Raw genomic sequence first — 22423 nt, 5'->3', positions numbered from 1 at the left:
TCGACACCCTGCCACAAAAACTGGCACATTCCTGCAAGCATCATGAAGGCAGGCTTAACAATGGATTCCAATATTCTGGCCGCGCTGCCTATCTTCCGTACTGTGGCACGCGCCGGCGGGTTTACCGCAGCTTCTGGCCGGCTCGGCATCTCGGTTTCAGCGGTTTCCCAGGCGATCCGGCAGCTTGAACTCCGCCTGGGGACACGTTTGTTCGACCGGACAAGCCGCAGCGTCCGTCTGACTGAACGCGGCCATCAGCTGCTGGAGGCGATCGAAGGTCCGATCGGTGTGCTTTCGGGAGCCCTCGAAGCGATCAAGGAAGCCGACGGCGAGCCGTCCGGCCATCTCAGGATCAGCCTGTCGAGGCTCGCGGCGGAGGTATGTATCCTGCCCAAGCTGGCCGAATTCGTTCGGCGTTACCCCGCTGTCCGTCTGGAACTGTCTACCGACGACCGCCTTACCGACATCGTGAGCAATGGCTTTGACGCAGGCATACGGTTTCGCGGGGCGCTTGAACTGGACATGATCTCCGTTCCGATCGGCCCGCCGCTACGGCGTTCCATCCTCGCAAGCCCGGATTATCTCGCTCGGGCAGGCGAGCCGCAAACGCCCGAAGACTTGGTTCGACATGCCGTCATCCGCTACCGCTTTCCCGGCAGTGGCAGGTTGGAGCCGGTCACGCTCCGGCGCGGAGAGGAAACCGTCCATCTCGACCCGCCGGCAGCCTTGATCCTGGACGACAACGGACATTTTGCGTTGGCTTCGCGCGCGGGATTGGGATTGGCGCAACGCTTCCGAGCCACCGAGGAGGAAGCCTTGAAATCGGGCGAGCTGGTCAGCGTGCTCGACACCTACGAGCCGGAACCGCAGCACTTTCACATCTACTTCCCATCTCGCAGCCTCCAGCCAACGAAGCTGAGAGCATTCATCCAGTGGTTCAGGGCAGGGTAGGCAAGTTCAAGATGAACTGCGCCACGCGCCTGGCAAGATCCGGGGAGCTATGTGCGGAAGTTGATGACGGCATGAAGGAGCAGGGCGGCGTATCGTTGGGGTGATTGAGCCCAGCAGCGCCGGCCGGAGGAGACTTTGGGCTCAGCATCCGCTCGGGCCGCGAGCAAGACTTGTGGTCGTCTCGCGGCACGGCGGAAACGCAGCAGGCGAACGATGCCGTGTCTTGCCCGAAGGGGAGCCGCCACCATCGAAATGTGAACCAGCTTGGCGTGGTTCGGCGTGGAAAACTCTGGTATTTTGGAAATAGAGACAGTTGCTCATGCGTCAGCTGCGGCATGGGCTTGGGCGAGTCCAGGCATCGACCATCGAAGATGCAGTCTCCTCCGAAGCGATGTCGAAGCTAATCGAGTTGGCTTACGACTGCACGCTTGATGTTGATCCGGGGAACTGGCGCTCAGTTAAACCACACACGTTTCAAACGCAGGCAGGTCGTCTCCAACCTGCGGCGGCGCAGTCGACTTGCACCGCCGCTCACGATGGAGAAACCGATGAAACCCACGATAGTGACATCTGTTGCGGCAACCAAAACTGCCACAGCGATACTTCTTTCCGGGTTGCTCTTTGCCTTGATCCCTGGGGCCGGCCTGGGAGAGCCGCTCCCAAAGAAGGGCACCACCCCCTACGTGACGCATTTCATCTTTCGGCCTTTGCAGAGCATTGACATCCCTGGCCTCGGGACGGCCACCCTGCTGGAGGCCGTCGGCACCACCCAAAACATGAAGGGGGAGGCAATGCTCGACAAGATGTCGGCGCAGTGCGCGGCCTTAAGTGTTGCGTCGGGCGAGAAGAAGTACATCGATGGTGCCTGTGTGCTGGCCGACAAGGATGGAGACAAGATCTTCTCGACCTTCGACACCCGCGACCAGGACAAGTCGCAGCCAAAGATGAATTGTGGCACCCATATTATCACGGGAGGCACCGGTAAGTACGAGGGCATCAGCGGCAGTGAGCCCTTTGCCTGCATAGAAATGCCTGCACTGGCTGGTCCTGGCGGCTACACCGCGATGGACATCCCACACAACACCACGTGGGAGATCAAATGATTATAGCCCGCCGTCATGGCTGAACGCCCGCCAGTGGCACCGGCATGATTGAATACGGCCCGGCCCTGACGGCCGGGCTTTTTTCACCCACAAGCTGATACCAACCGACCTCACGGCAGTGTTCCGTGCAAAAGCAACTCGCCACTTCCGGCCCGCAAGTCGCGCCGGCGTTGCGACCATCGTTTCGGTTACTGGAGGACGGCCTGATGCATAGGCAGCGTCCCCGAATTGTGCAAATTGCACCTGATGCCGCTAGCAAATTGGCCGAGTGCTATGGAGGCAAGGAATGTCACTTGGCGCGTCGTTTCTTCAGGCCAGGGCCTTTCAGTCGCTTCGACATTTCTGGTGGCGGTTGCCACGTGGGCACGCCCGGGGCGAGATCCCGGCATGCTTTACAATTTGGGCAATTCACTCGGCTTCATCGCCGGACTTGGCGTCGCGCTCGCGGCGGACGTTACTCACGACGATGGGGCTACCCTATGGGGCACCTGAGGCCCGATCTGCAGGCTGAAGGGCTGCGACGAGCTTGGCGTTGGAAATGTGGGCCGCAGCAAATTGGGTTGCTGTCACCAAACAGGTGGGTCAGCCAGTGGCGACGCGTCTTGCCGGCAAATATTCTTAGGCCGGCGTGCGGGCGGTGCTACGCCTGCGGTTAATCTCGACGGCGATGGCAGCGAGTATCGTGAGGCCAATGAGGATGAGGCCCAGCGCATTCACGGTCGGCGTCAAGCCGGTGCGCACCTTGGTGGCGATGTAGACCGTCAGCGGCGTCTCGGTGCCGCGCACAAACAGCGTCGTGTTGTAGTTCTCGAAGGATTGCAGGAAGGCGATGAAGGCACCGGCCAGCAGCGCGGGGCGCAAATAGGGCAGCAGGATGCGGCGGAAAATCATGAAGCGCGACGCGCCTAGACCGGCGGCTGCCTCTTCCTGTACACGGTCGAAGCGTTGCAGGCGGGCGACTACCATCAGCATCACATAGGAGGTGATGAAGCTAGCCTGCGCCAGCACGATCAGGAATGTGCCGCCGCCCACGCCAAGTTGATGCCAGAGCACAAGCGTGGCGATGCCGATGGCCACGCCCGGCGTCAACAGCGGCGAAACCATCAAGGCATAGAAGAAGGTGCGCGCGCGAGGCTGCAGGCTGGTCAGGAAAAGCGCGGCAGCGGTGCCGGCGGGCAGGGCGATAGCGATCACCGCCAGCGCGATCAGGAGCGACAGCCCTAGCGCGCGCCACATCGCGTGATCGGCCCACAGCGCGGCGAACCAGTCTAGCGTGGTGCCGAGCCACGGCGTGACTGTCGGAAATTTGCTGGTGTTGAAGGTTGCCGCGCCCATCACGACAAGCGGCAGGAACAAATAAGTAAAAAACAGAATCATGTAGCCGGCGAAAACGATGCGCGGCAGCAGGGCCGCGGCCTTTGCCACCCAGTCCAGGCCCACTCGGGATCTCGTCGCGCCTTCGAGCTCGATCTGCGCTGTCATTTGGCCACGTCCGCGAGGTTGACGCGGAACAGTTTTAGCGCCGCCAGCACCACAAGCATGCAGAGCGCCAGCAGCACCAGCGCATAGGCTGCGCCGCGGTTCCAGTTTCCGCCTTCGAAGAACCAGTTGTAGATGATCTCGGTGAACCAGCGGCTGCCCGGCGCGCCGAGCAGAGCCGGCGCCACATAACTGCCGGCTGCGAGCATGAAGGTGAACACACAGCCCGTCGCTATCCCCGCCTTAGCATGCGGAATGACGATGCGGCGGTGGATGTGGATCGTTGAGGCGCCGAGATTGCGGGCCGCCTCGACCTGTGCGGTATCGAGCGTGGAGACCGAATTGTAGATCGGAAACAGCATGAACAGGATGTAGGCGTAGACCATGCCGGCGAGCACGCCGAAATCGCCGAACCAGCGCACCGGCTGATTGATAACGCCGAGCCATAGCAGGACGGCATTGAGCGGTCCGGCAAAAGCAAGAAGAATGTACCACGCCAGCGTGCGCAGCACCTCATTGATCCAGAACGGGATGATCAGCGCGGCAACCGTCAGCGCCGCGGCCCTTGGAGAGGCTACCTTGGCCATCCAGTAGGCGATGGGGTAAGTGACGGCCAGCGTCGTGACCATCACCAGCGCGCTGGCCCAGATCGTCTTGAAGAAGATGGCGCGGTGCACTGGGTCGCCGAAGAGCGCAGCGAAATTTTCGAGCGTGTAGTGGTCGTCCGGCCCGCCGACCTGCGCGGGCATCAGGTTGGGGTGCAGCGAAAAATCGAGCATCATCAGGTTCGGCGCAAGCACCATGCTGACCAGCCACGCCGCGACCAGCGCGACGATCAGTGCGCCGAGACCGGTTCCGAAGCGCGCAAACAGACTATGCATGGGCAAGAACCAGCGCCTCGTCGGGCGCGAAGCTGAGCCAGACTGTTTCGCCCGCGACCGGCGCTTGCGCCAGAAGCTGGTTGGGGATGGCCGCCAGCAGCGGCTGGCCGGCGCGTGAGGTGGCATGCAGCATGGCAACCGCGCCTTCGAATTCTATCCGGTCGGCGCGCGCCTCAAGGCTGTCCGGACGCGCCTCACGGCTGACGGTGACGGCCTCGGGCCGTACATAAACCGCAGCTGCGTTGCCCACGGCGACCGCGTCACCGGCGCGGCCGGCAAAGCTGCCGTGCGGACTATCGACCATGGCGATGCCGTCTGCTGTCTTGCTCACTTTGCCGACAAATTCGTTGGTTTCGCCCACGAACTTGGCCACGAAAGGCGTGGCTGGGCTGGAATAGAGTTCCCGCGGCGTCGCGATCTGCTGCAACACGCCGGCGCTCATCACCGCCACCCGGTCGGACATCGCGAGCGCTTCGGACTGGTCATGTGTGATGTAGATGAACGTGACGCCCGTGCGTTTCTGCAGCGCGCGCAACTCGGCTCGCATGTGTTGGCGCAGCTTGAGGTCGAGCGCGGACAACGGCTCGTCGAGCAAAAGCACCTGCGGTTCCACGGCCAGCGCGCGGGCGATGGCCACGCGCTGCTTCTGCCCGCCGGAAAGCTCATGGACCATACGGTCGCCGTAGCCGGGAAGCGCGATCAGCTCGAGCAGTTCCTCGGCCCGGCGGCGGCGCTCGGCCTTGGGAACCTTGCGGACTTCGAGGCCGAAGGCGATGTTTTCCCAAACCGGCATGAGCGGGAAAAGAGCTAGGGACTGGAAGATCATCGAGGTCGGGCGGCGATCGGCCCCGATGCCCGCCATGTCCTTGCCGCCGATCAACACCCGGCCCGAGGTCGGGTTGATGAAGCCGGCGATCAGCCGCAGAACCGTCGTCTTGCCGCAGCCCGATGGACCCAGGATCGAGAAGAACTCTCCGCCTTCGACATGCGCGGAAAGCATACGTACGGCGTGCGTGCCGCCAAAGGTCATCTCGACATCGATAAGGTCGACGGAATGCGACATGCGGTGCCTGTTCGGGAGAGGTGTTTGGTCCTGGAAGAAAGCGGCGGGGCTGGATGACCCCGCCGCCTGCTTAAACGACGCCGATCAGGCGGAGAGGAACTTGTCCTGATACTCGTTGCGCAGCGCAACGAACCAGTTGTCCTGCACCGGCCACCACCACAGCTTCTCCAGCGCGTCGCCCGGGTAGGCGGCGGCGAAGAAGTTCCGCGAAGCTTCCGACAGATGCTTGTCGGCGCCGACGGCGGTGGTGTTGATCGAGGTGTGGTTGGCGTAAAGGGCGCCGGCCTCGGGGGTCAGCATCCAGTTAAGGAAGGCGTAGGCCTGCTCGAGATTGACCGCGCCGACAGGAAGCGAAACGCCTTCCATCCAGGCGAGAGCGCCTTCGGCCGGGGCAACGAAACCAACCGGCAGACCTTCCTTGATAAGCCCGGCAGCCGAGGAATCCCAGGTTTGGCCGATCTTGGCGCCATTGGTGCGGAACGCGCCCTGCGCCTCGTTCTCGTTGGACCAGAACTGAGCGATATTGGCCTTGCGCGTAATGGCTTCGGCGATGATCACGTCGTAGTTGGCGCGCATGGTTGCTTCGTCCTTGAAGCTGTCGCGCATCGGATGGGGCAGCTTGCCCTGGGCTTCGAGCCAGAGACCAAGCCCGACGAGACCCGAATGACCGCGCACAGTGGCCTTGCCGTTGGCTTCCGGCTTCCACAGGTCGCCATAGGAAGCGGTGCCGTAAACGAGCGGGAACTCGCTCTTGTCGAAGGTGAGGGCTTCGGTGCCCCAGTCGGTCGGCACCTGGTAGCGCTTGCCGCCAATAACGGCGCCGAGTGTCTCGGAGCCGGTGAGGGCGCTCTTGAGGACGCGGTCCCACTTCACCTTGGATTCGTCGATCGGCTGCACGAGACCGAATTCGACGTAGTTCGGCACGCGGTCGACCGCCGGCCAGATGATGTCGTAGCCGGTGCCCTTGCTGGCGCGCATCTGGTTGAGAAGTTCGTCATTAGTGCCATAGGGCGTATAGACGGCCTTGATGCCGGTTTCCTTCTCGAAGGCAGCCAGCATCTCGTCGGAGATGTAACCAGCCCAGGCAAAGATGTTGACGGTGCCCGAGGAGCCTTGGGCGAGCGCTCCGCGCGACACGAAAGGAGCGGCAAGGGCGAGCCCGGCACTGGCGGCTGCACCCTTCATGAAAATGCGGCGGTTGAAATCTGACATCTGAGCAATCCCCTGCTTTGCGACCGCACATGCGGCGTTGGCAGCAGGGGTATTCTGGCCGTGTAACAGCAGAATGAAGGTCGGTGTTTTCAGAACACTTATCAGGCGACATCGATAGGACCTTGTCGCTCGACTAGGTCAGGTAGGGGAAGTTCTTAAGAAAACGCGGGGGGACTGTCTGTAAGATCAAATTTGTCGGCAAACTACATGAGCCTTGCCCCCGGAACCCCGCCCGGTGTGCCTCCTCCCGCGCGTCTTGGCGCGGGAGGTACAAATCGCGAGCGATACGATACGGCAGGTCATCAGGGTATGGCCACACCAACAGCCTACCGGCTCTACCCTCAATACCTTTGGCCGCGTGTCGGGCCCGGCTTTAGAACTTCAGGTCGAAGCTCACCTTGATGGCGTGGTCCTGGACCTTGCGTGCGATCTGGCCCGAATAGCTGGTCCTGAAAGTGGCCTGCTTCGAAAGTGCGATATCGAAGCCCGCTTCGAGGGCCAATGCGTCCTTGGCGATCGGCACGCCAACGCTGTCGAAGGAAGCGCCGGTGTTCAAGGTCAGGTTCGTCATCGTCGTGACGTCCTGATAGGCGTGCTGCCAGCCGACCTGGCCGTGCAACCAGCCGTTCGTTTCGCCGAAGCTGAACGGCGTCGATGCACGCATGCCAATGGTCGAGAAGGTGTTCTCCGACGTGGTGCCGTTGCTCGACAGCGCGTCGATGGTGCCGCCCTTTTCCGAAAAATCATCGCTCTTGAGATGCACATAGGCGAGGCCGGCAAACGGCGACAGAACGCCACGGCCCGTCTCGATCCGATAGTCCATCTCGCCATAGGCCTGCGTCGTGGCAGCCTTATAGTCCGCCGACAGCTTTTCACTGAAGGCGGGGAAGACGACGCTGCGCTCGGTCGAAATATCGTGCAAGCCATAGGAGGCGCCCATACGCAGGCCAATACCGCCCAGTTGCGTGCCGCCATAGACGCCGAGTTGGTAATTGTTGCTCGAGGCAAAGGAGGCGCGCTGCGAAACATCGAAGTTTGTATGGCTATAGCCGCCCGCAACACCGAAGCGCCAATCACCGATCGGAGCGTCTATGCCGCCAATGAGGCCGGCCGAGGAGTGGTCGAAATCCGCGGCATAGCCAACGCCCTTGGCGCTGCTGCTCGCGCCGATGGCCTCGCTCCAGAACGCCACGCCATCGGTGTCGGAAGGTGCAGCGCTTGGTCCTTTCTGGTCAAATGTCGTGACTGCGCCAGTGGGAACGGCGGCCGCATCGAAAGCAGCGAGAATCCGGCGGTTCGTCGCTTCGCGAATGAAGCGGCTGTCTGCCAGGAGGGCGCCGCTGATATCGGCATGGATTTCTCCGGACAGAACGTTTCCGTAAGGGCGGAGATATTTGTAGAAGCCGACGCCTTCTTCCAGGCTTCCGGGAAAGCTCTCTTCCCGGTTAAGAACGTTCAGCGACCAGCCGTCCTTCGTCCATCTGATAGAAAGACCTTCCACCTCCTGTTCGGCGTCAAGCTTGAGATTGCCGAGCGTCTCGACCTGTCCGGTCTTGAGATTGGCCCGCATCAGCAGCTTGTCGTCATTGTCGGTGGCAAAATACATCCAGCCGTCAAGTATCTTGCCGCCCTGCGCCTGATCAATGGTCGCCGACAGTGGGATGTATTCCTTGAAGCTGAAATCCGAGAGGTTGTAGACTGCAAGTTCGGTGGCGTTGTCATAGGCCATGCCGTAGGCGAGGCCGGCTTTGGCATCCACGGCCACCCAGCTTGCAATGTCACGGACGCCGTGTGGAGGGTTCAGGGCAAAAGCTTGCCCGGTGTAGGTAAGATCGCTGGCATTGTAGATGGCGAAAACGGGGTGGCTATACTTGTTATTGGTTATGGGGTCCCGCTTGCTGGTGTCGAGGGAAACGTAGAGGAGACCGTTGGCGTAGTCGATGTCGCCGATATGATTCAGCCCAATCGACGAAAGCTGGGACGGGATCATCAGTTCATTGACGATCGCGTCTTTGTCGATCTTGACGGTATTGAAGTTGCCGTCGGCGATTTCAAGTGAATGCGTGCCCGAGAAATACCAATAGGTGCCATCGGTCGTCACGCCCTGTCCGCGCGCGGGATCCGCGTCGGGGAAGAACGTGCGCTGAACCATGATCCACGGCTCTTGCGCCATTGCGGGCGCGGACAGTGCGGTCAACATGCTGGTGCCGAGCAAGGCGGATTTCGCGATTTTCGGAAGAACGGTGCCAAGATGGCCGGCGACGGCCATGCGGTTCATCTGGCGGGCCACACCCGCGAATTGCCGGCCGAAGCCGAAGAACTGAAGGAACATTTCTGCTAGCTTTCTGGTGTCGCGTTATCTCTCATCGCCTGGAGGATGCTGGCGGCGGTGAGATGGGTTCGGGCCGGTGCTGAGTGGGTGCGACGAAGGCTAGCTCGACGATTTCATCGCCATTCGGCTCGACCGCGAAACCTGCCCCCTACATTCCTTCTCCTGCCCCGTTTCCCATGGAGGCGGAATTAAGCGGAGTGGGTGACAGGCAAGTGACAATCATCATATTATTCATACTATTTGTCGGCAAAGCGCGGAACGGGCTCAGCGGGATGCTCCGTTGCCGAAGGAGGCTCATCGCGTCAAAAAGAGTATTCAAAACAATTGGATACTAGTCGCGCAGGTCGGTGACCTTAGCGTGGCTTCGCGCGCCAGGCGCTGAAGAATTGCGCCGTGAAGAATGTGCGGACCGGAGGTTGTCGACGGTCAGGATTGAGCTGGATCGCCGAGTCCATGGCCATCATCCTCGCTGCCGTCGAGGATGATGCGCAAGTGGTGGAGGTGCGCTGAGGAAAATTAAGGGCCTGCTGTAAGCCCGTTTCCGGGCTTACAAAAGACAGCTTGTTGCGATCAGATCAGGCGTTCGGCAACCGAACGGGTGTGCGCTAACAGATACGGGCGTGCCTGCGGCAGAACACGGTCCATCAGGACCGCACGAACCTCGGCATGATAGGCGTCGAGGAATGCTATCTCGTCTCTGCTCAGAAGCTTTAGCCTCGCCATTTCGAGATCGATCGGCGCCAGAGTCATGCTGGAGAAGCGACAGAAGCCGGGCCGGTCTGCTACCACTTCCACCTGGTTCTCGATGCGGATGCCGAATGCGCCGGTCTCATAGTAGCCAGGCTCGATGGTCATGACATTGCCTGGCTCCAGCCCGTGCAGGTTGGGCTTCTTGGCAAAGCGGTGCGGGTATTCGTGGATCAGCAGGTTGTGTCCGACGCTGTGGCCCGTGCCATGGTCGTAGTCGAGCCCGATGTCCCACAGGGCACGCCGGGCGAAGGCATCGAGCTGATGTCCTTGCGTACCGGTCGGGAAGCGCGCCATGGACAGCGACAGGAAGCCCTTGAGCACGGCGGTGTAGGCGTCACGCATCTCCGCACTGGCCTCGCCGAATATCAGCGTACGCGTCGCGTCCGTGGTGCCATTGGCGTATTGCCCTCCTGAATCGATGAGATAGGGGCTATCTGCGCTGAGCGCGGTATTGGTCTCGGGCTGCGCATTGTAGTGGCACATGGCGGCATTGGCGCCGGCCGCGGAAATCGCGCGGAAGCTGGGCTCCAGATAACCCGGCCGCTCGGCACGGAACGCAATCAGCTTCTCTTCCGCTTCCAGTTCAGTCAGAGGCAGGTCTTGCGCACGCCGCGCGCGCCACTCGCTGTCGAGCCACGCCAGGAAGTTGGTAAGCGCAATGCCGTCCTCGACGTGGCAGTCGCGATAGCCGGTGAGCTCGGTGGCATTCTTGGCCGCTTTGGCAAGCGTGATAGGGCTGGTTCGCGCTGCAGGCTTGCCGCCCGACGCCTCGATACGGTCGCGCACCGCAAACGGGGTGAAATCGGGATCGATCTGGACGGTACGGTTCGTCGAAGCCTGAGCCACACGGTCCAGGAAATGCTCCGGCTCGGCCATCATGACATCGGCAAGCTCGAATGGGGCAAGATCGTTCCCCAGCTTGCGTCGGTCCACGAACCATTCAACCTGCCCGTCTTGCCCGACGATCAGGAAGGAGTGGGGTACCGGATTCATTGCGACATCCGAGCCGCGCACATTGAGCAGCCACGCAATATTGTCCGGCAGCGTTTCCACCAGCATGTCCGCGCCGGCGGCCTGCAACCTTTCGGAAATACGAGCCCGCTTGCTTGCCGAGGTCTCGCCGGCCACGGAAACGGGCATGGCGCGGATCCGGCCGACAGGCTTTTCGGGGCGGTCGTTCCAGAGGGCATCGAACGGATCGTCTGTGATGGCAACGAGTTCGCCGCCTGCGGCCGTGCAAGCTAGCGCCAGCGCGTCAAAGGTACCGCCCGCCACCCGCATGGCATCGACGCCGACACGCCAGTCCGGCTTGGCGTTGTCCCTCAGCCAGAGATCCAGCGGATCGTCGTAAAGATGATGCACTGCGAACAGTGCAGGATCGACCTCCTGCCGAACCTGCACCTGATAACGGCCGTCCACAAAGATCAGCGCTCTGTCGGGCAGAACCAGAGCCATGCCGGCCGAGCCGGTAAAGCCGCTGATATATTCCAGGCAATTGTCATGCGGGGCGGTCACTTCGCTCTGATGCGCATCGGTGCGCGGAACGATCAGCCCGTCCAGCCCCTGTTCACCCAGCCAGCTACGCACCCGGGCAAGATTGCCCGCGCAATCATCTCTCGTCACTGCTCGCCTCCGGTGTCTAGCGGGTGGCGGCCAGCGGGCCGCCTTTCTCCATCACCATGGCGGCAAGGCGCTCGAAGACCGCGCCGGACTGGCGAATGCCGTCATGCTCGAATTCGTTGGTGATCCAGAAATCCAGGTTGCCAATCGCGCGCGCCGTCTCAAGCGACAGTTCGGCATCGACATACATGTCGTCATGATAGATCGCCGCCGCGACCGGGATTTCGTTGGCCGCAAGGCGGCCGGGTTCGTAGAGGCGGCTATGGCGCGGACGTTCGGCCAGGGCTTCAGCGGCGGCCTTGAAGGGGCGCAGCGAGGAGATTTCATCGAACATCCACGGATAGATCATCTCGCCGGTGAACAGCAGCGGCCGTGCATCGGATGCGAATTCGGGGAACTGCGCGCGCAGCCGCTCAGCAGACCACGCGGTCGCGCCTTCGCCTTGGCCGTAGATGGCTTCGTGAATGGCCGCGAAGAGCGGATTGCCATGATACGAGGTGAGAGCCATGACGCTTGAAAGGAAGTGATCCGACAGGCGGTCATGAAGCGATCCGGCGAAAGCCTCGTCGAGCAGCCAGTGGATGTTCTCGAAGCCAGGCGCCATGCCGAGATCGAGGCCGACCGTCTGCAGGCGCCGAACCGTCAGGCGGTCGCCATCAGGCAAGCGCACATCGTTCGCTGAGATGAAATCGGCCACAGCACCGACCCGTGCGACATCGTCCGGATAGCGCTTGAAGTAGCCGGCGTTCTTTGCCCGCACGCGAGGATAGGTGCGGCGATAGACTTCGTCCGCCGAGGGGGCGAGGCTCGGAATGCCCCCGGCGATGTAGCAGGCCGAAAGTCCCTCAGGCGCCTGGCTGAGATAAGTCAGGGTCAGGAAGCCGCCATAGCTTTGGCCAAGGGTCTGCCAGCGCGCGCCGCCGAAGGCCGTTTTGCGCAAATGCTCCAGATCCGCGACGATCGAGTCGGCGCGGAAGCAGGCCAGGTAATCCGCGCCCGCCTCGGCATCGGCAAAACCGGCCATGGTCGCGGCATCGACCGGGGTCGAGCGGCCGGTGCCGCGCTGGTCCGGCAGAATGACGCGATGGGTCTTTAGGGCTCCATGCAGCCACGCCGGTCCGCCGCGCGTGGGCCGGGGAGATTTGCCGCCCGGGCCGCCCTGCAGGAAGCACAGCAACGGCAGGTTTTCGTCCTTGCGCGCAGGATCGACCACCTCTCGGGCAAAGACCTCTATGGTTGGCCCTAACGGATTCGACCAGTCGAGGGGCACGGTCACCACGTGGTCGCGCATGTGCATTCCGGGGATCGTGTTTTGCGAGATGATCATGGGGCTTCCTTCAGCGAACGCGCGGATCGAGCAGCACATAGAATAGGTCGACGACGATGTTGGCGGCGACAATGAAGACACCGCCTAACAGCACCACGCCAATGATGATAGGGCGGTCCTGATTGGTCACTGCCTGGACAGCTAGCGCGCCAACACCCTGCAGGCCATAGACCTGCTCGATTACGATCACGCCGCCGAGCATGAGCGCGATATCGGCGCCGAGTTGTGTGACGAGCGGGGTCAGCGCCGCGCGCATTCCGTGCTTCCATACCACGCGCCGCTCGGTCAGGCCTTTGGCGCGCGCTGTGCGGATATAGTCCTCGCCCATCACGTCGAGCATCTGGCCGCGGGTCAGCCGTGCATAGACGGCCGCCATGGTGAGAGCAAGCGTGCTCCAGGGCAGGATGAGATGCCAGGCCCACAGCACTGGGTTGCCGGTCAGCGCCTTGTATCCGCCCGGCGGAAACAGGGTCAGGCCCGCCTGCTTTGGCAGGAAATAGAGAAGATAGAGCGACATCATGCCAAGCACGAAGGTCGGAAAACTGAGGCCTACCAGGATGAATGCCTGCCCTATGCGATCGCGGAGGCTGCCGGGATAACGCGCCGACATGATGCCGATCGGCACGCCGATCGCCAACCATAGAAGGGCTGCTCCCGCAACCAACGAGAGCGTTGCAGGAATGCGGCGCACGATGATCTGCGCCACCGGCTGCTGATTGCGGTAGGAGAAGCCGAGATCACCGGTCAGCGCGCGGCTGAGGAACGTGCCGTACTGGACGACGATGGGGCGGTCCACGCCCAGATTCTTGCGGATCATCTCAAGCTGGGTCTCGGTCGCCTTATCGCCCGCGATCATGCGCGCAGGATCGCCCGGCGCGACGAAGAACAGGAAGAACACGAAGGCCGATAGCACCAGCAGGACGCCGGCCCCGAAGGCGATGCGGCGCGCAAGGAAGCGGATCATGATTTTGCTGCTCCCTTCTGCTTGCGCTTGAGATGACGTGCGGTGCGCGCGCTCTTGGGATCGAGTGCATCGCGCAGCCCGTCGCCAAGGATGTTGAAGGCAAGCGTCGTCAGGAGCAGTGCGGTACCCGGCACAAACACCATCCACCAGGCGACGAGGTAGAGTGAGTTGGAGGACGCATCGGCCAGCATGCCGCCCCAGCTTGGCGTCGGCGGCACGATGCCCATGCCGAGGAAGGACAGGGTTGCCTCGAAGACGATGGAATTCGGTATCTGCATGGTCGTGTAGACGATGATCGGCACGGTCAGGTTGGGCAGGATGTCGACCACCATGATCGACAGCGGCCCTGCGCCCAGTGAGCGGCTGGCATGAACGAAATCCTGCCGGCTCAGCGAGATCACCTGGCCGCGAATGACGCGCGCCATGGGCGCCCAACTGAAGAAGACGATCACCGCCACGCTCAGCATCATGCTCGGGCCGAAGGCCGACACCAGCGCGAGTGCGCAGAGCAGGAAGGGCACGCTCATGACAAGATCCGTCAGTCGGCTGAGGGCAAGGTCGACCATGCCGCCGAAATAACCGGCCGTGACGCCTACGACGACCGCGATCGTCGAGGCCAGGACAGATGCGAATACGCCCACAAGCAGCGACACCCGCGCTCCGTAGGCGAGGCGTACCAGAACGTCGCGGCCGAGCTGGTCCGTGCCAAGCCAGAAATCCGCACCCGGCCCAACGGGTATGCCGGCAGGCGAGAGACCAGTGTCGCGGAACTGCTCGATTGGCGAATGGCCGGTGACGGCGGCTATCCAAGGAGCGACGATGGCAAGCAGGATGACGCCAAGAATGACGCCAAGCGCCGCCATGCTGGCAGGGTCGCGCCGGAGCCGGCGGAGCGTCAGTTCCAGCGAACCGCGCTGGACAATTTCGGTAGCCGACAAGACCTGGTTTTCCGCAATGTCGCTCATGACGCCACCTGCCGCGTTTCCGCCAGGACCCGTTGCTCGCCGCCACCCGGGGCAGGCGGCGACTTGGAAGCTGCCAGCAGCGTGCGCGTATAGGGGTGCTGCGGATCGGCAAACAGGCGCTCGGCGCTGGCCAGTTCGACAATCTTGCCGCCTTGCATCACGGCGATGCGGTCGCAGACATGGCGCACCACGGAAAGGTCATGGGAGATAAAGAGGTAGGTCAGCCCGAGTTCGCGCTGGAGGCGGCGCAGCAGGTTGAGCACCTGCGCCTGGATCGACACGTCGAGCGCCGAAACCGGCTCGTCGCAGATGATCAGCGCCGGATTGAGGGCCAGGGCGCGGGCAATGCCGATGCGCTGCCGCTGGCCGCCGGAAAACTCCGACGGAAAACGATTGTAGTGTTCGGGATTGAGCCCGACGATTTCCATCAGGTGCCGCACTTTCGCCTTGCGTTCTTCTCCTGAGGCTATGCCGTGCAAGCGGAATGGATCGCCAATGATCGAGCCAACGCGGCGGCGTGGATTGAGCGACCCGAACGGGTCCTGAAACACGACCTGGATCTGCCGCCGCATCTCCCGCCATTGCGAAGCGCCGAGCGTTCCCATATCGCGGCCCAGCACCTTGACGGTGCCGGAGGTTGCCGGCGTCAGCCCCGCGATGACGCGCGCCAGCGTGGACTTACCGCAGCCGCTCTCTCCCACCAGCCCAACGGTTTCGCCCTTGCCAATGGTAAGGTCGACGCCCTTGAGCACATCCAGCGTGCGCTTCTGCCCGAAGAAGCTCCCGACATGGTAGGTAAGGTGCACGTCCTGGACCGTCGCGACCGGCTCGATGTCACTGGGGCGCGGCGCAGCTTCGGGAGAGGCAACGGCGGCCGGTGCGTCGCCTGCGCCCTGTTCCAGCCAGCACAGCGATTCAACGCCGTCAGAATAGACGCGGAGCGGGGGGCGCTGGGTAGCGCACTGCGAAAGCGCCTCGCTGCAACGTGGCGCAAACACGCAGCCCTTCGGGGTCGCAAGCAGGCTGGGCGGCCGTCCCTTGATCGGCGCGAGCTCGGAGCCGGGCCTGTAGCTCGCCGGCGTCGAGCGCAGCAGGCCGGCCGTGTAGGGATGGGCTGGCGAGCGAAATACATTCGCCCCTTTTCCGCATTCCAGCCGATGCCCTGCATACATGACCATGACATCGTCGGCGACGCTCGACAGCAGGCCCAGATCGTGCGTGATCAGGATGACGGTGGTTCCGAAATCGCGGCGCATGGTGTCGAGCAAGGCCACGATCTGAGCCTGCACGGTCACATCCAGCGCCGTCGTCGGCTCATCCGCTATGATGAGCGCCGGCTTCAGGATCAGCGCCATGGCGATCATCACGCGCTGGCGCATGCCGCCGGAGAACTGATGCGGATAGTCGTCGTAACGGTCGGCCGGGGAGGGAATGCCGACCCTGCCCAACATATCGACCACCCTTGCACGCGCGTCTTCTCCGGAGATCTTCTCATGCGCGTGAAGAACCTCGGCGATCTGCGAGCCGATGGTATAGTAGGGATGGAGGCTGGACAGCGGATCCTGGAAAATCATGCCGATGCGGCCGCCGCGCAGCTTGCGCATTTCGGACGCGGGCAACCCGATCAGGTTGTGCCGATCGAACCGGACCTCGCCGCTGATGTCGGCATTGGGCAGCAAGCCCATCATCGCCTGGGTCATGACGCTCTTGCCCGATCCGGATTCGCCGGCGATGCCGAACAGCGAACCGGGCCGGATCGAAAACGAGACGTTGCGGACGGCGTGGACGACGCCATCCTCGGTCGGGATATCGACCGTGAGATTCCTGGCTTCCAGCACTACCAAGACAAACCTCGCTGCCCGCAACTCTTTATGGTTCAGGCGTCGCGGATTCCCGCGACGCGCAAATGGTCCGGGCGCCGGACATCACGTCACGGCGCCCGTGTTGTTCGGCGCTTCTCAGCGCTCGAGCCACATGTTGGTCCAGTCGCCCTCGACGCCCAGTGCGTAAGGCAGGAAGTTTTTCACCGCCTCTCCACGATAGCGCGGGTTCTTGTTGGCAATCAGCGGAACCACCGGCGCATCCGCCATCACCATCTCGTCGACCTGCGCCCACAGCTTCCCGGTTTCCTCAGGCGTGGTGGCATTGATCGCCTGCGCGGCAATCTCGTTGGCCTTGGAGTTATTGTAGTCGGTATAGTTGTAGGTCTGGTGGGTGCCGTCGAAGGTGAACTGCGGCTGGAACACCGAGCGCGCAGCACCGCCAACCCAGTCAGGGGTCCAGCCCACGGGCGCGATATCCCAGGTGCCTTCCTTGGTGTTGACCGGGTTCGTCATGAACTTGGAATAGTAGTCGGCGGCGGTCACCGGAGTGAGTTCCAGCGTGATGCCGGCGCGCGCCATGCTTGCCTGGATGGTGGCGGCGGTTGCGACTTCCAGGTCCTTGTTGCGATAAGGCATCTTCAGCGTGATGCCGTTCGGGAACCCGGCCTCAGTGAGCAGCGCCTTGGCCTTTTCGGGATCGCCCTTCGAATCCGGCGACGGATAGAGATCGAACTTGTGGTAGCCCAGCACGCCGATACCGAAGATGCCGTTGGCGGGTTCCGCAACAGTCGAGCCACCCCACTGCTGCACGATCGCGGCCTTGTCGATGGCATACTCCAGCGCCTGCCGAACCCGCAGGTCCTTGAGCGCGCCGTTGTTATTGCCGGACACGGTGTTGATGAACAGGAAATTGGTGTTGCCCGCCGACATGGCGGTCAGCTTGTCGTCGCCGGCCGCGGCAAGCGTCGCCAGGATCGCGGTCGGGACGTTGATGTCATAAGCGAGGTCGGCGTCGCCCGACTGAAGCTGCTGCATGATGGCATCCGCCTGGAGGCCCATGGTGATCTCGATTTCGTCCACATGAGCCTTGCGCAGCGGATCGCTCTCGGCCTTCCAGGCAGGATTGCGCACCAGCTTGAGGCTGGTGTCCGGCGTATAGTCGCCGATCGTGTAGGGACCGCTGCCGATGTAGTGGGTACGGTATTCGGGGCTATCCGGAATATAGTCGAGGACCTCAACCGGCGCCGGCGCGGGCATGGGCAGCGACAGCATGTAGATGAAGTCGCCCGCCCGCTCTTTGAGCTTGATGACCACGGTCTGGTCGTCCGGGGTTTCTATGCCGGTAACATCGTTTTCCTCGATGTACTTCTTCATGGCCTCGGCGGTCGGTTCAACCTTCGCAAAGCCGTCGCAGAATTCGCCCAGGCCCGAAATGAGGGCCGTGAAGTAGGTGAGGGTGGATGCCTGCATGTGCGGGTTGCACAACCGCTTGAAGCCACGCTCGACGTCCGCCGAGGTAATCTGGCGGGGGCCGGACGGCGCGTCCCACATCGCGCCCTGGCGCAGCTTGAACGTATAGGTCAGGCCGTTATCGGTGGGCTGGGGCACCTCGGTTGCCAGATCTCCGACTGGCTTGATTGCGACGTCGGGATCGTTCGAGGCCTCGTAGCTGATCAGTTGCCGGGAAATGGCACGCATCAGATTGTTCGTCGGAACCATGCCTGCGAGTGCCGGATCCATATGATCCGGTTCACCGGTCGCGAGAATGCGCAGCGTGCCGCCCGTCTGCGGCTCCTGCGCTTGTACTTCTCCGATCTGAAGGACACCGATCAGGGCAGCCGTCGTCAGAAGAGACATTAGACCTTTATGAATGCGCATACGCTCCCTCCCATTGAGCACCAGCATCAAGTGCGAGATACATTGCGCAAAAATTGAACCGTTGCAAAAGAAATTGAAGTGAAATAGTGAAATTTTTGCAGGCGTCGAAATGTGGCAACCCGAAGCCCCTTGCGATACAGGGTGTTGCGTCGCCACTCATCGAAGTCTTGGGTTACAGATCCCAAGTTTGGGTCGAAGGGCCGAGCGCAACGGATTTCAAAGTGTCTTCAAGGTCGAAGGCGGTAAATAGGATCATGGCAGACAGCGTCGCAGGAGAGTCTCTCGGCAAGAAGATCCGGCAACGGCGGCGTGCCATCGACATGACATTGCAGCAGCTGTCGGAGCATGTGGGGCTGTCGATCAGCTTCCTGTCCCAGATCGAACGCGGGATATCGACGCCGTCACTGGCGTCTTTGTGCAATATCGCCGAGGCGCTCGACACCAGTGTTGACGTTTTTGTCGAGCCGCCGCTTCAGTCCGGTCCGGTTTCGCGCCAGGGCGAGCGACAGGCATTCAGCCTGGGTGATGCCAGGCGAACCTACGAACTGCTAGGACAGAGCTTCCCTGGAGCCAAGCTGCACCCCACGCTGGTGCGACGCCCTCCCGGTCACGTGTCGGAGCTGATGCACAATGAGGGCGAGGACTTCGTCTATATTCTCGAAGGAAGCATGCTGCTTGAGGTGGATGGCGAGCGTCACATCCTGAACAAGGGCGACTCGATGCATTTCCAATCGCACCTTCCTCATCGCTCCACGACATTGGGCAACGAGCCAACGCTGGAGCTCTGGGTGCGAACCCAGCCACTCTTCCCATGAGGAGATAGCGCTACTCTGGTGGCGCCGTGTTTGCCCAGCACATTTAGCTGGTCGGGATCAAACGTTTATTGCAGGCAATATCGAACCCTTACATTCGCCAAAGCCAATCCGAGCAAAGCCAGGCCGCTCGCAATACCCCCGGATGGTCAGCGTGTCTCCGTCTTCCAGGAAGCTGCGCGTATTGCCGTTGGGGAGCGGAAGTGGTGTCTTTCCGCCTTCGCTCGTTTCCAGCATTGAGCCCTTCTCGCCGTCGCGGTCCCCTGATTGGGTACCTGTATGGCCGTTTGAACAGCGCGCAAGAGGATGGATTTTACGCTCCCCTCCGCACACGTTATCCGTCACACCCGAAGGCGACTTATCTCGTGCACACTGCGAATGGCAGCTTCGCGCGAGATCGCATCGCTACGCCGCCGAGCAAGCCATGAGCCACCCCAACACCACGCCCACCACGTTCTTCTCTGGGTTGAATTCGATGCCAGCTGCTTCGAAGTTTCGTCCAATCGCCGATGAAGCATACGATATTTCGGTGAGCACCACTCGCGGACCTAACCGCGTCACTTCGGCGATTGCTTTGCCGTGCCCAATCCAATTTCGACCAAGCGGCGCATTGCCTCTGAACGGCTAGGTAGATCTGGCTGGTCGCGCCGCCAGTCATCGATGCGGGTCAGCAATTCGCCTGTGAGACGCAGCTCGAACCGTTCTGATTTTAACTCCGGGGAATTGGGCGCGTTTGACAATTGCGATGTCCGTAATGTACGGTAGTTACGTAAGATTGCAGTTTGCGGTCATCCGACGTGCGGCAACACGCCAGACGACCTGACCACAACCCCAGCTTTCGAGGAGCTCGGATCATGGCTGATTCCGACCATAGCACGAGTTTGTTCTGCGTCACGCGGCGGATGGCGCTTGCGGGCTGGGTTGTTAGCGCGGGTGGGTGGGCGTTTGGCGGCGCGGCGTCGGCACGCGCCGGTGCGTCGGATGCGACCCCCGACCCGGCGCTGAGGCTGTGGCACGACTGGGCAGCGGCGCATACGCGGGCGCAGCAGCTTTGTCGGCGGCAGCAACGGCTGGAGAATGAGCTTGCCGAGCGCGTCGACTTTGTCGGCACGATGGTGAAGGTGCCCGGCGGCCCAGAGACGGTGATCTGCTCGGTCGAAGCGCTCGACCGGCTTGTCGGCGCGCGGACGGACATGGCGGCGATTCGCGCGCGGGCGGCGGCCGAGCTTGCGGCGCGGCAGGCGTCTTTCGACGCCGCCGCGACCGAAATCGGTTACTTCGAAGGGCTGCGGGCGGAGCGTGTGGCGTTCACTCGGGTCGAGGCGTTGCTTGAGGCGCTGGCGATGACGCCGGCCGTCTCGCTCGCCGGTGTCGCTGGTAAACTCGATGCCGTCCTGCGCGAGGGCGAGGCGTGGGAAGACTGCGCGGCCTTTCCCTGGCCGCAGATTCGCGCGGCGCGCGACGACCTTTTTCGGATCGGACGCCGAGTGACGCCGGGTGCGGTTTTCCCGGGCGATTAGGCGGCGTGGCCACGCTGCCCTGCGACGACAGACAGTCGGCAGGATCGAGCAGTTTTGTCGGCGGCTTCATTGCAGGGGAGCCGCCCGGCGCGGGCCGATCGAGGTCAAGGCGGGGTGGCGCCGTGACCTTGATCGGCTTGCCAGGGGTCCGGCCTGAACCTCGGACCGGCGAGCCGGCCAGGGCAAGAGCTTGCGTGGATGCGGCCTCGCTAGCGCCGCGCCCTTTGCGAGCGGCCGCTTCACCATGATCGACGACGGGCTCGGCTTTCAGCTTGTGCCCTGGTACCCGGTTCTCGACAAGCGCCTCGGTCAGCCCCTCAACGGCGTCATGCACGACAACGGTGGCATTGAATGGAGCCTAGGCAGACAGCGGGGCTCGGTTTGTGAACCTGTGGATACTGCAGGTAGGAGATGGGCCGGAACCCACCTTGGCGTTGAAGCCAGAAAGCGGACGTTCCGCTTTGCGCCCATCTCGGCCAATCAGGTCACCGCAGCCGTTCACCAAAAGCTGACGTTGCCGGAGGACACCCGGCACGTCGCGTTTGCGCCGCCAGAAGCGATCACGACGAAAAGTTAAAGGTTGGTCGACAAGATGAGGTCGTACGACTGCCGAATTGGATTGACGCACATGGAAGTTGCCGCAATAGCGTTGCAGCCTGCTAGAACATTAGCTGTGATTGCCTTGTTCTCCGCCATGGTCATCGCGCTCCTTGTCGTTCCATCCTCACCGGTCCTGGCAGGTCTCGTTCTACTATGGGGTCTGTCGCACCTTTCGTTTTGCTTCCAGGGAAATCAAAAGATCGAGCGCATTGGTAACAGGACGTCGTTTTCGTCTCGATCCGCAACTGTAGGTATCGTTGATAGTGAGATCGATTGGGTCTACGAGGATAACAACCTAATCATAATCCGATCCAAGGAGCCGATAGATACCAGGGCCTATCTCGGTGCCATGATATTTCGTCAGCACGAAGTAATACTCAGAGTATCTTATATTAAGAGATCCCCAGAGTTAGCGTCGTTATTTCACGCTATCCCCGGCCCGCGGCGACGATTCCTTCTCAGGCAAATATTTTACTATCTATCGCCGTTCTAGGATTGTCTTAGCGAAGCTAATCGTTAACTCATGATTGGCCACTTCGGGCCGGAAGCGAGCGCAGCCCTGTTTGTTTGTTAAGTAGTTTTAGAGATCACGTAGAGCCCGTTTTCAGTTTCTTTAGATCTCCCGAGCGACAAGTCACAGACGTTTCGAGTATGTATGGGGGGGTATCAATGAAGCAGATCGTGGGCGGCATTCTGATTTTATTGGCTCTGATTGGAACCGCATCGATATACCGTACGGCATCATCTTCCAGCCAGCCTGACGTGCACCAGCGTTTCGTGCAACTCGTGAAGAGCGAACCGCCGATGTTTTCCAGCCAAGTGGAAAAGGCCGTTGGGGATTGCGCCCAGTTGCAGGGGTTATCTGATGACACGTCGCGACGCGTGCGCACCATATCAGGCAAGATTGTTTCTAAGATCATGTACCTTCGAGCAGACCGCGACCCGAGCGTGGATCTCAAACCTCAGATAATGCTCTGGCTCCGAGAGCAGTTGGAACCCGAAATCAATAGCCTTTCAAACGAGCAGTTTGATGCACTGACATCCGCCATTGGTAAGATCATAAGGTCATCTGAGACGATCAAGTGCATCGTCTCATCCGCAGTCTCGCGCTACGAATGAACGCCTCAGCAATGGGCCGATCCG

General features: G+C 61.7%; 16 protein-coding genes and 1 pseudogene. 6 read left to right on the top strand and 11 right to left on the bottom strand.

What is annotated here, in order from left to right:
* Positions 1 to 60 precede the first annotated feature (60 nt).
* Both M2281_RS18000 and M2281_RS17995 read left to right on the top strand, forming a co-directional pair.
* Entirely contained in the window at positions 61 to 951 is an 891-nt protein-coding gene (locus M2281_RS18000) for a LysR family transcriptional regulator (RefSeq protein WP_280822563.1), read from the top strand.
* Between the two features lie 548 nt (positions 952 to 1499).
* Positions 1500 to 2054 (top strand): hypothetical protein, encoded by a 555-nt coding sequence (locus M2281_RS17995; RefSeq protein WP_280822562.1) that lies wholly within the window; start codon positions 1500 to 1502, stop codon positions 2052 to 2054.
* Positions 2055 to 2672: 618 nt separating this feature from the next.
* On the opposite strand, the gene M2281_RS17990 is transcribed toward M2281_RS17995, so the two are convergent.
* The 11 genes from M2281_RS17990 to M2281_RS17940 form a co-directional block, all read right to left on the bottom strand.
* Positions 2673 to 3536: an ABC transporter permease gene (locus M2281_RS17990; RefSeq protein WP_280822561.1), complete on the bottom strand. Its 864-nt coding sequence runs from the start codon at positions 3534 to 3536 to the stop codon at positions 2673 to 2675.
* Positions 3533 to 4414 carry an ABC transporter permease gene (locus tag M2281_RS17985; protein ID WP_280822560.1) on the bottom strand — a complete coding sequence of 294 codons (882 nt, stop codon included), beginning with the start codon at positions 4412 to 4414 and terminating at the stop codon, positions 3533 to 3535. Before M2281_RS17985 ends, M2281_RS17990 begins: the two co-directional genes overlap by 4 nt.
* On the bottom strand, positions 4407 to 5477 hold the full coding sequence (locus M2281_RS17980; protein ID WP_280822559.1) for an ABC transporter ATP-binding protein: 1071 nt from the start codon (positions 5475 to 5477) through the stop codon (positions 4407 to 4409). The genes M2281_RS17985 and M2281_RS17980 overlap by 8 nt, the downstream gene beginning before the upstream one ends.
* An 84-nt stretch (positions 5478 to 5561) precedes the next feature.
* The gene (locus M2281_RS17975; protein WP_280822558.1) at positions 5562 to 6689 is read right to left on the bottom strand and encodes an extracellular solute-binding protein; all 1128 of its coding nucleotides are present in this window, start codon (positions 6687 to 6689) and stop codon (positions 5562 to 5564) included.
* Between the two features lie 373 nt (positions 6690 to 7062).
* Positions 7063 to 9021: an autotransporter outer membrane beta-barrel domain-containing protein gene (locus M2281_RS17970; protein WP_280822557.1), complete on the bottom strand. Its 1959-nt coding sequence runs from the start codon at positions 9019 to 9021 to the stop codon at positions 7063 to 7065.
* Between the two features lie 570 nt (positions 9022 to 9591).
* Positions 9592 to 11394 carry an aminopeptidase P family protein gene (locus M2281_RS17965; protein WP_280822556.1) on the bottom strand — a complete coding sequence of 601 codons (1803 nt, stop codon included), beginning with the start codon at positions 11392 to 11394 and terminating at the stop codon, positions 9592 to 9594.
* Positions 11395 to 11410: 16 nt separating this feature from the next.
* Positions 11411 to 12718, bottom strand: a complete 1308-nt coding sequence (locus M2281_RS17960; RefSeq protein ID WP_280822555.1) for an alpha/beta fold hydrolase — start codon at positions 12716 to 12718, stop codon at positions 11411 to 11413.
* Between the two features lie 10 nt (positions 12719 to 12728).
* Positions 12729 to 13682, bottom strand: a complete 954-nt coding sequence (locus M2281_RS17955) for an ABC transporter permease (RefSeq protein WP_280822554.1) — start codon at positions 13680 to 13682, stop codon at positions 12729 to 12731.
* Complete coding sequence (locus M2281_RS17950) at positions 13679 to 14647, bottom strand: ABC transporter permease (protein WP_280822553.1); 969 nt, start codon at positions 14645 to 14647, stop codon at positions 13679 to 13681. The genes M2281_RS17955 and M2281_RS17950 overlap by 4 nt, the downstream gene beginning before the upstream one ends.
* A complete protein-coding gene (locus M2281_RS17945) occupies positions 14644 to 16485 on the bottom strand; it encodes an ABC transporter ATP-binding protein (RefSeq protein WP_280822842.1) in 1842 nt (613 codons plus the stop codon). The genes M2281_RS17950 and M2281_RS17945 overlap by 4 nt, the downstream gene beginning before the upstream one ends.
* A 120-nt stretch (positions 16486 to 16605) precedes the next feature.
* Positions 16606 to 18348: an ABC transporter substrate-binding protein gene (locus M2281_RS17940; RefSeq protein ID WP_280822552.1), complete on the bottom strand. Its 1743-nt coding sequence runs from the start codon at positions 18346 to 18348 to the stop codon at positions 16606 to 16608.
* A gap of 254 nt (positions 18349 to 18602) precedes the next feature.
* On the opposite strand from M2281_RS17940, the gene M2281_RS17935 reads away from it, so the two are divergent.
* From M2281_RS17935 to M2281_RS17920, 4 genes and pseudogenes are all read left to right on the top strand, one after another.
* Entirely contained in the window at positions 18603 to 19163 is a 561-nt protein-coding gene (locus M2281_RS17935) for a helix-turn-helix domain-containing protein (protein ID WP_280822551.1), read from the top strand.
* 851 nt (positions 19164 to 20014) lie between these two features.
* Positions 20015 to 20680 carry a hypothetical protein gene (locus M2281_RS17930; protein WP_280822550.1) on the top strand — a complete coding sequence of 222 codons (666 nt, stop codon included), beginning with the start codon at positions 20015 to 20017 and terminating at the stop codon, positions 20678 to 20680.
* 184 nt (positions 20681 to 20864) lie between these two features.
* Positions 20865 to 21257 (top strand): annotated as a pseudogene (locus tag M2281_RS29235) (DUF3363 domain-containing protein); the annotation flags it as partial.
* A gap of 692 nt (positions 21258 to 21949) precedes the next feature.
* Positions 21950 to 22399 carry a hypothetical protein gene (locus M2281_RS17920; RefSeq protein ID WP_280822549.1) on the top strand — a complete coding sequence of 150 codons (450 nt, stop codon included), beginning with the start codon at positions 21950 to 21952 and terminating at the stop codon, positions 22397 to 22399.
* Positions 22400 to 22423 lie beyond the last annotated feature (24 nt).

Source organism: Pseudaminobacter soli (ex Li et al. 2025) (assembly GCF_029892515.1).
GTDB lineage: Bacteria > Pseudomonadota > Alphaproteobacteria > Rhizobiales > Rhizobiaceae > Pseudaminobacter > Pseudaminobacter soli_A.
This window is presented reverse-complemented; position numbering and strand designations above follow the sequence as displayed.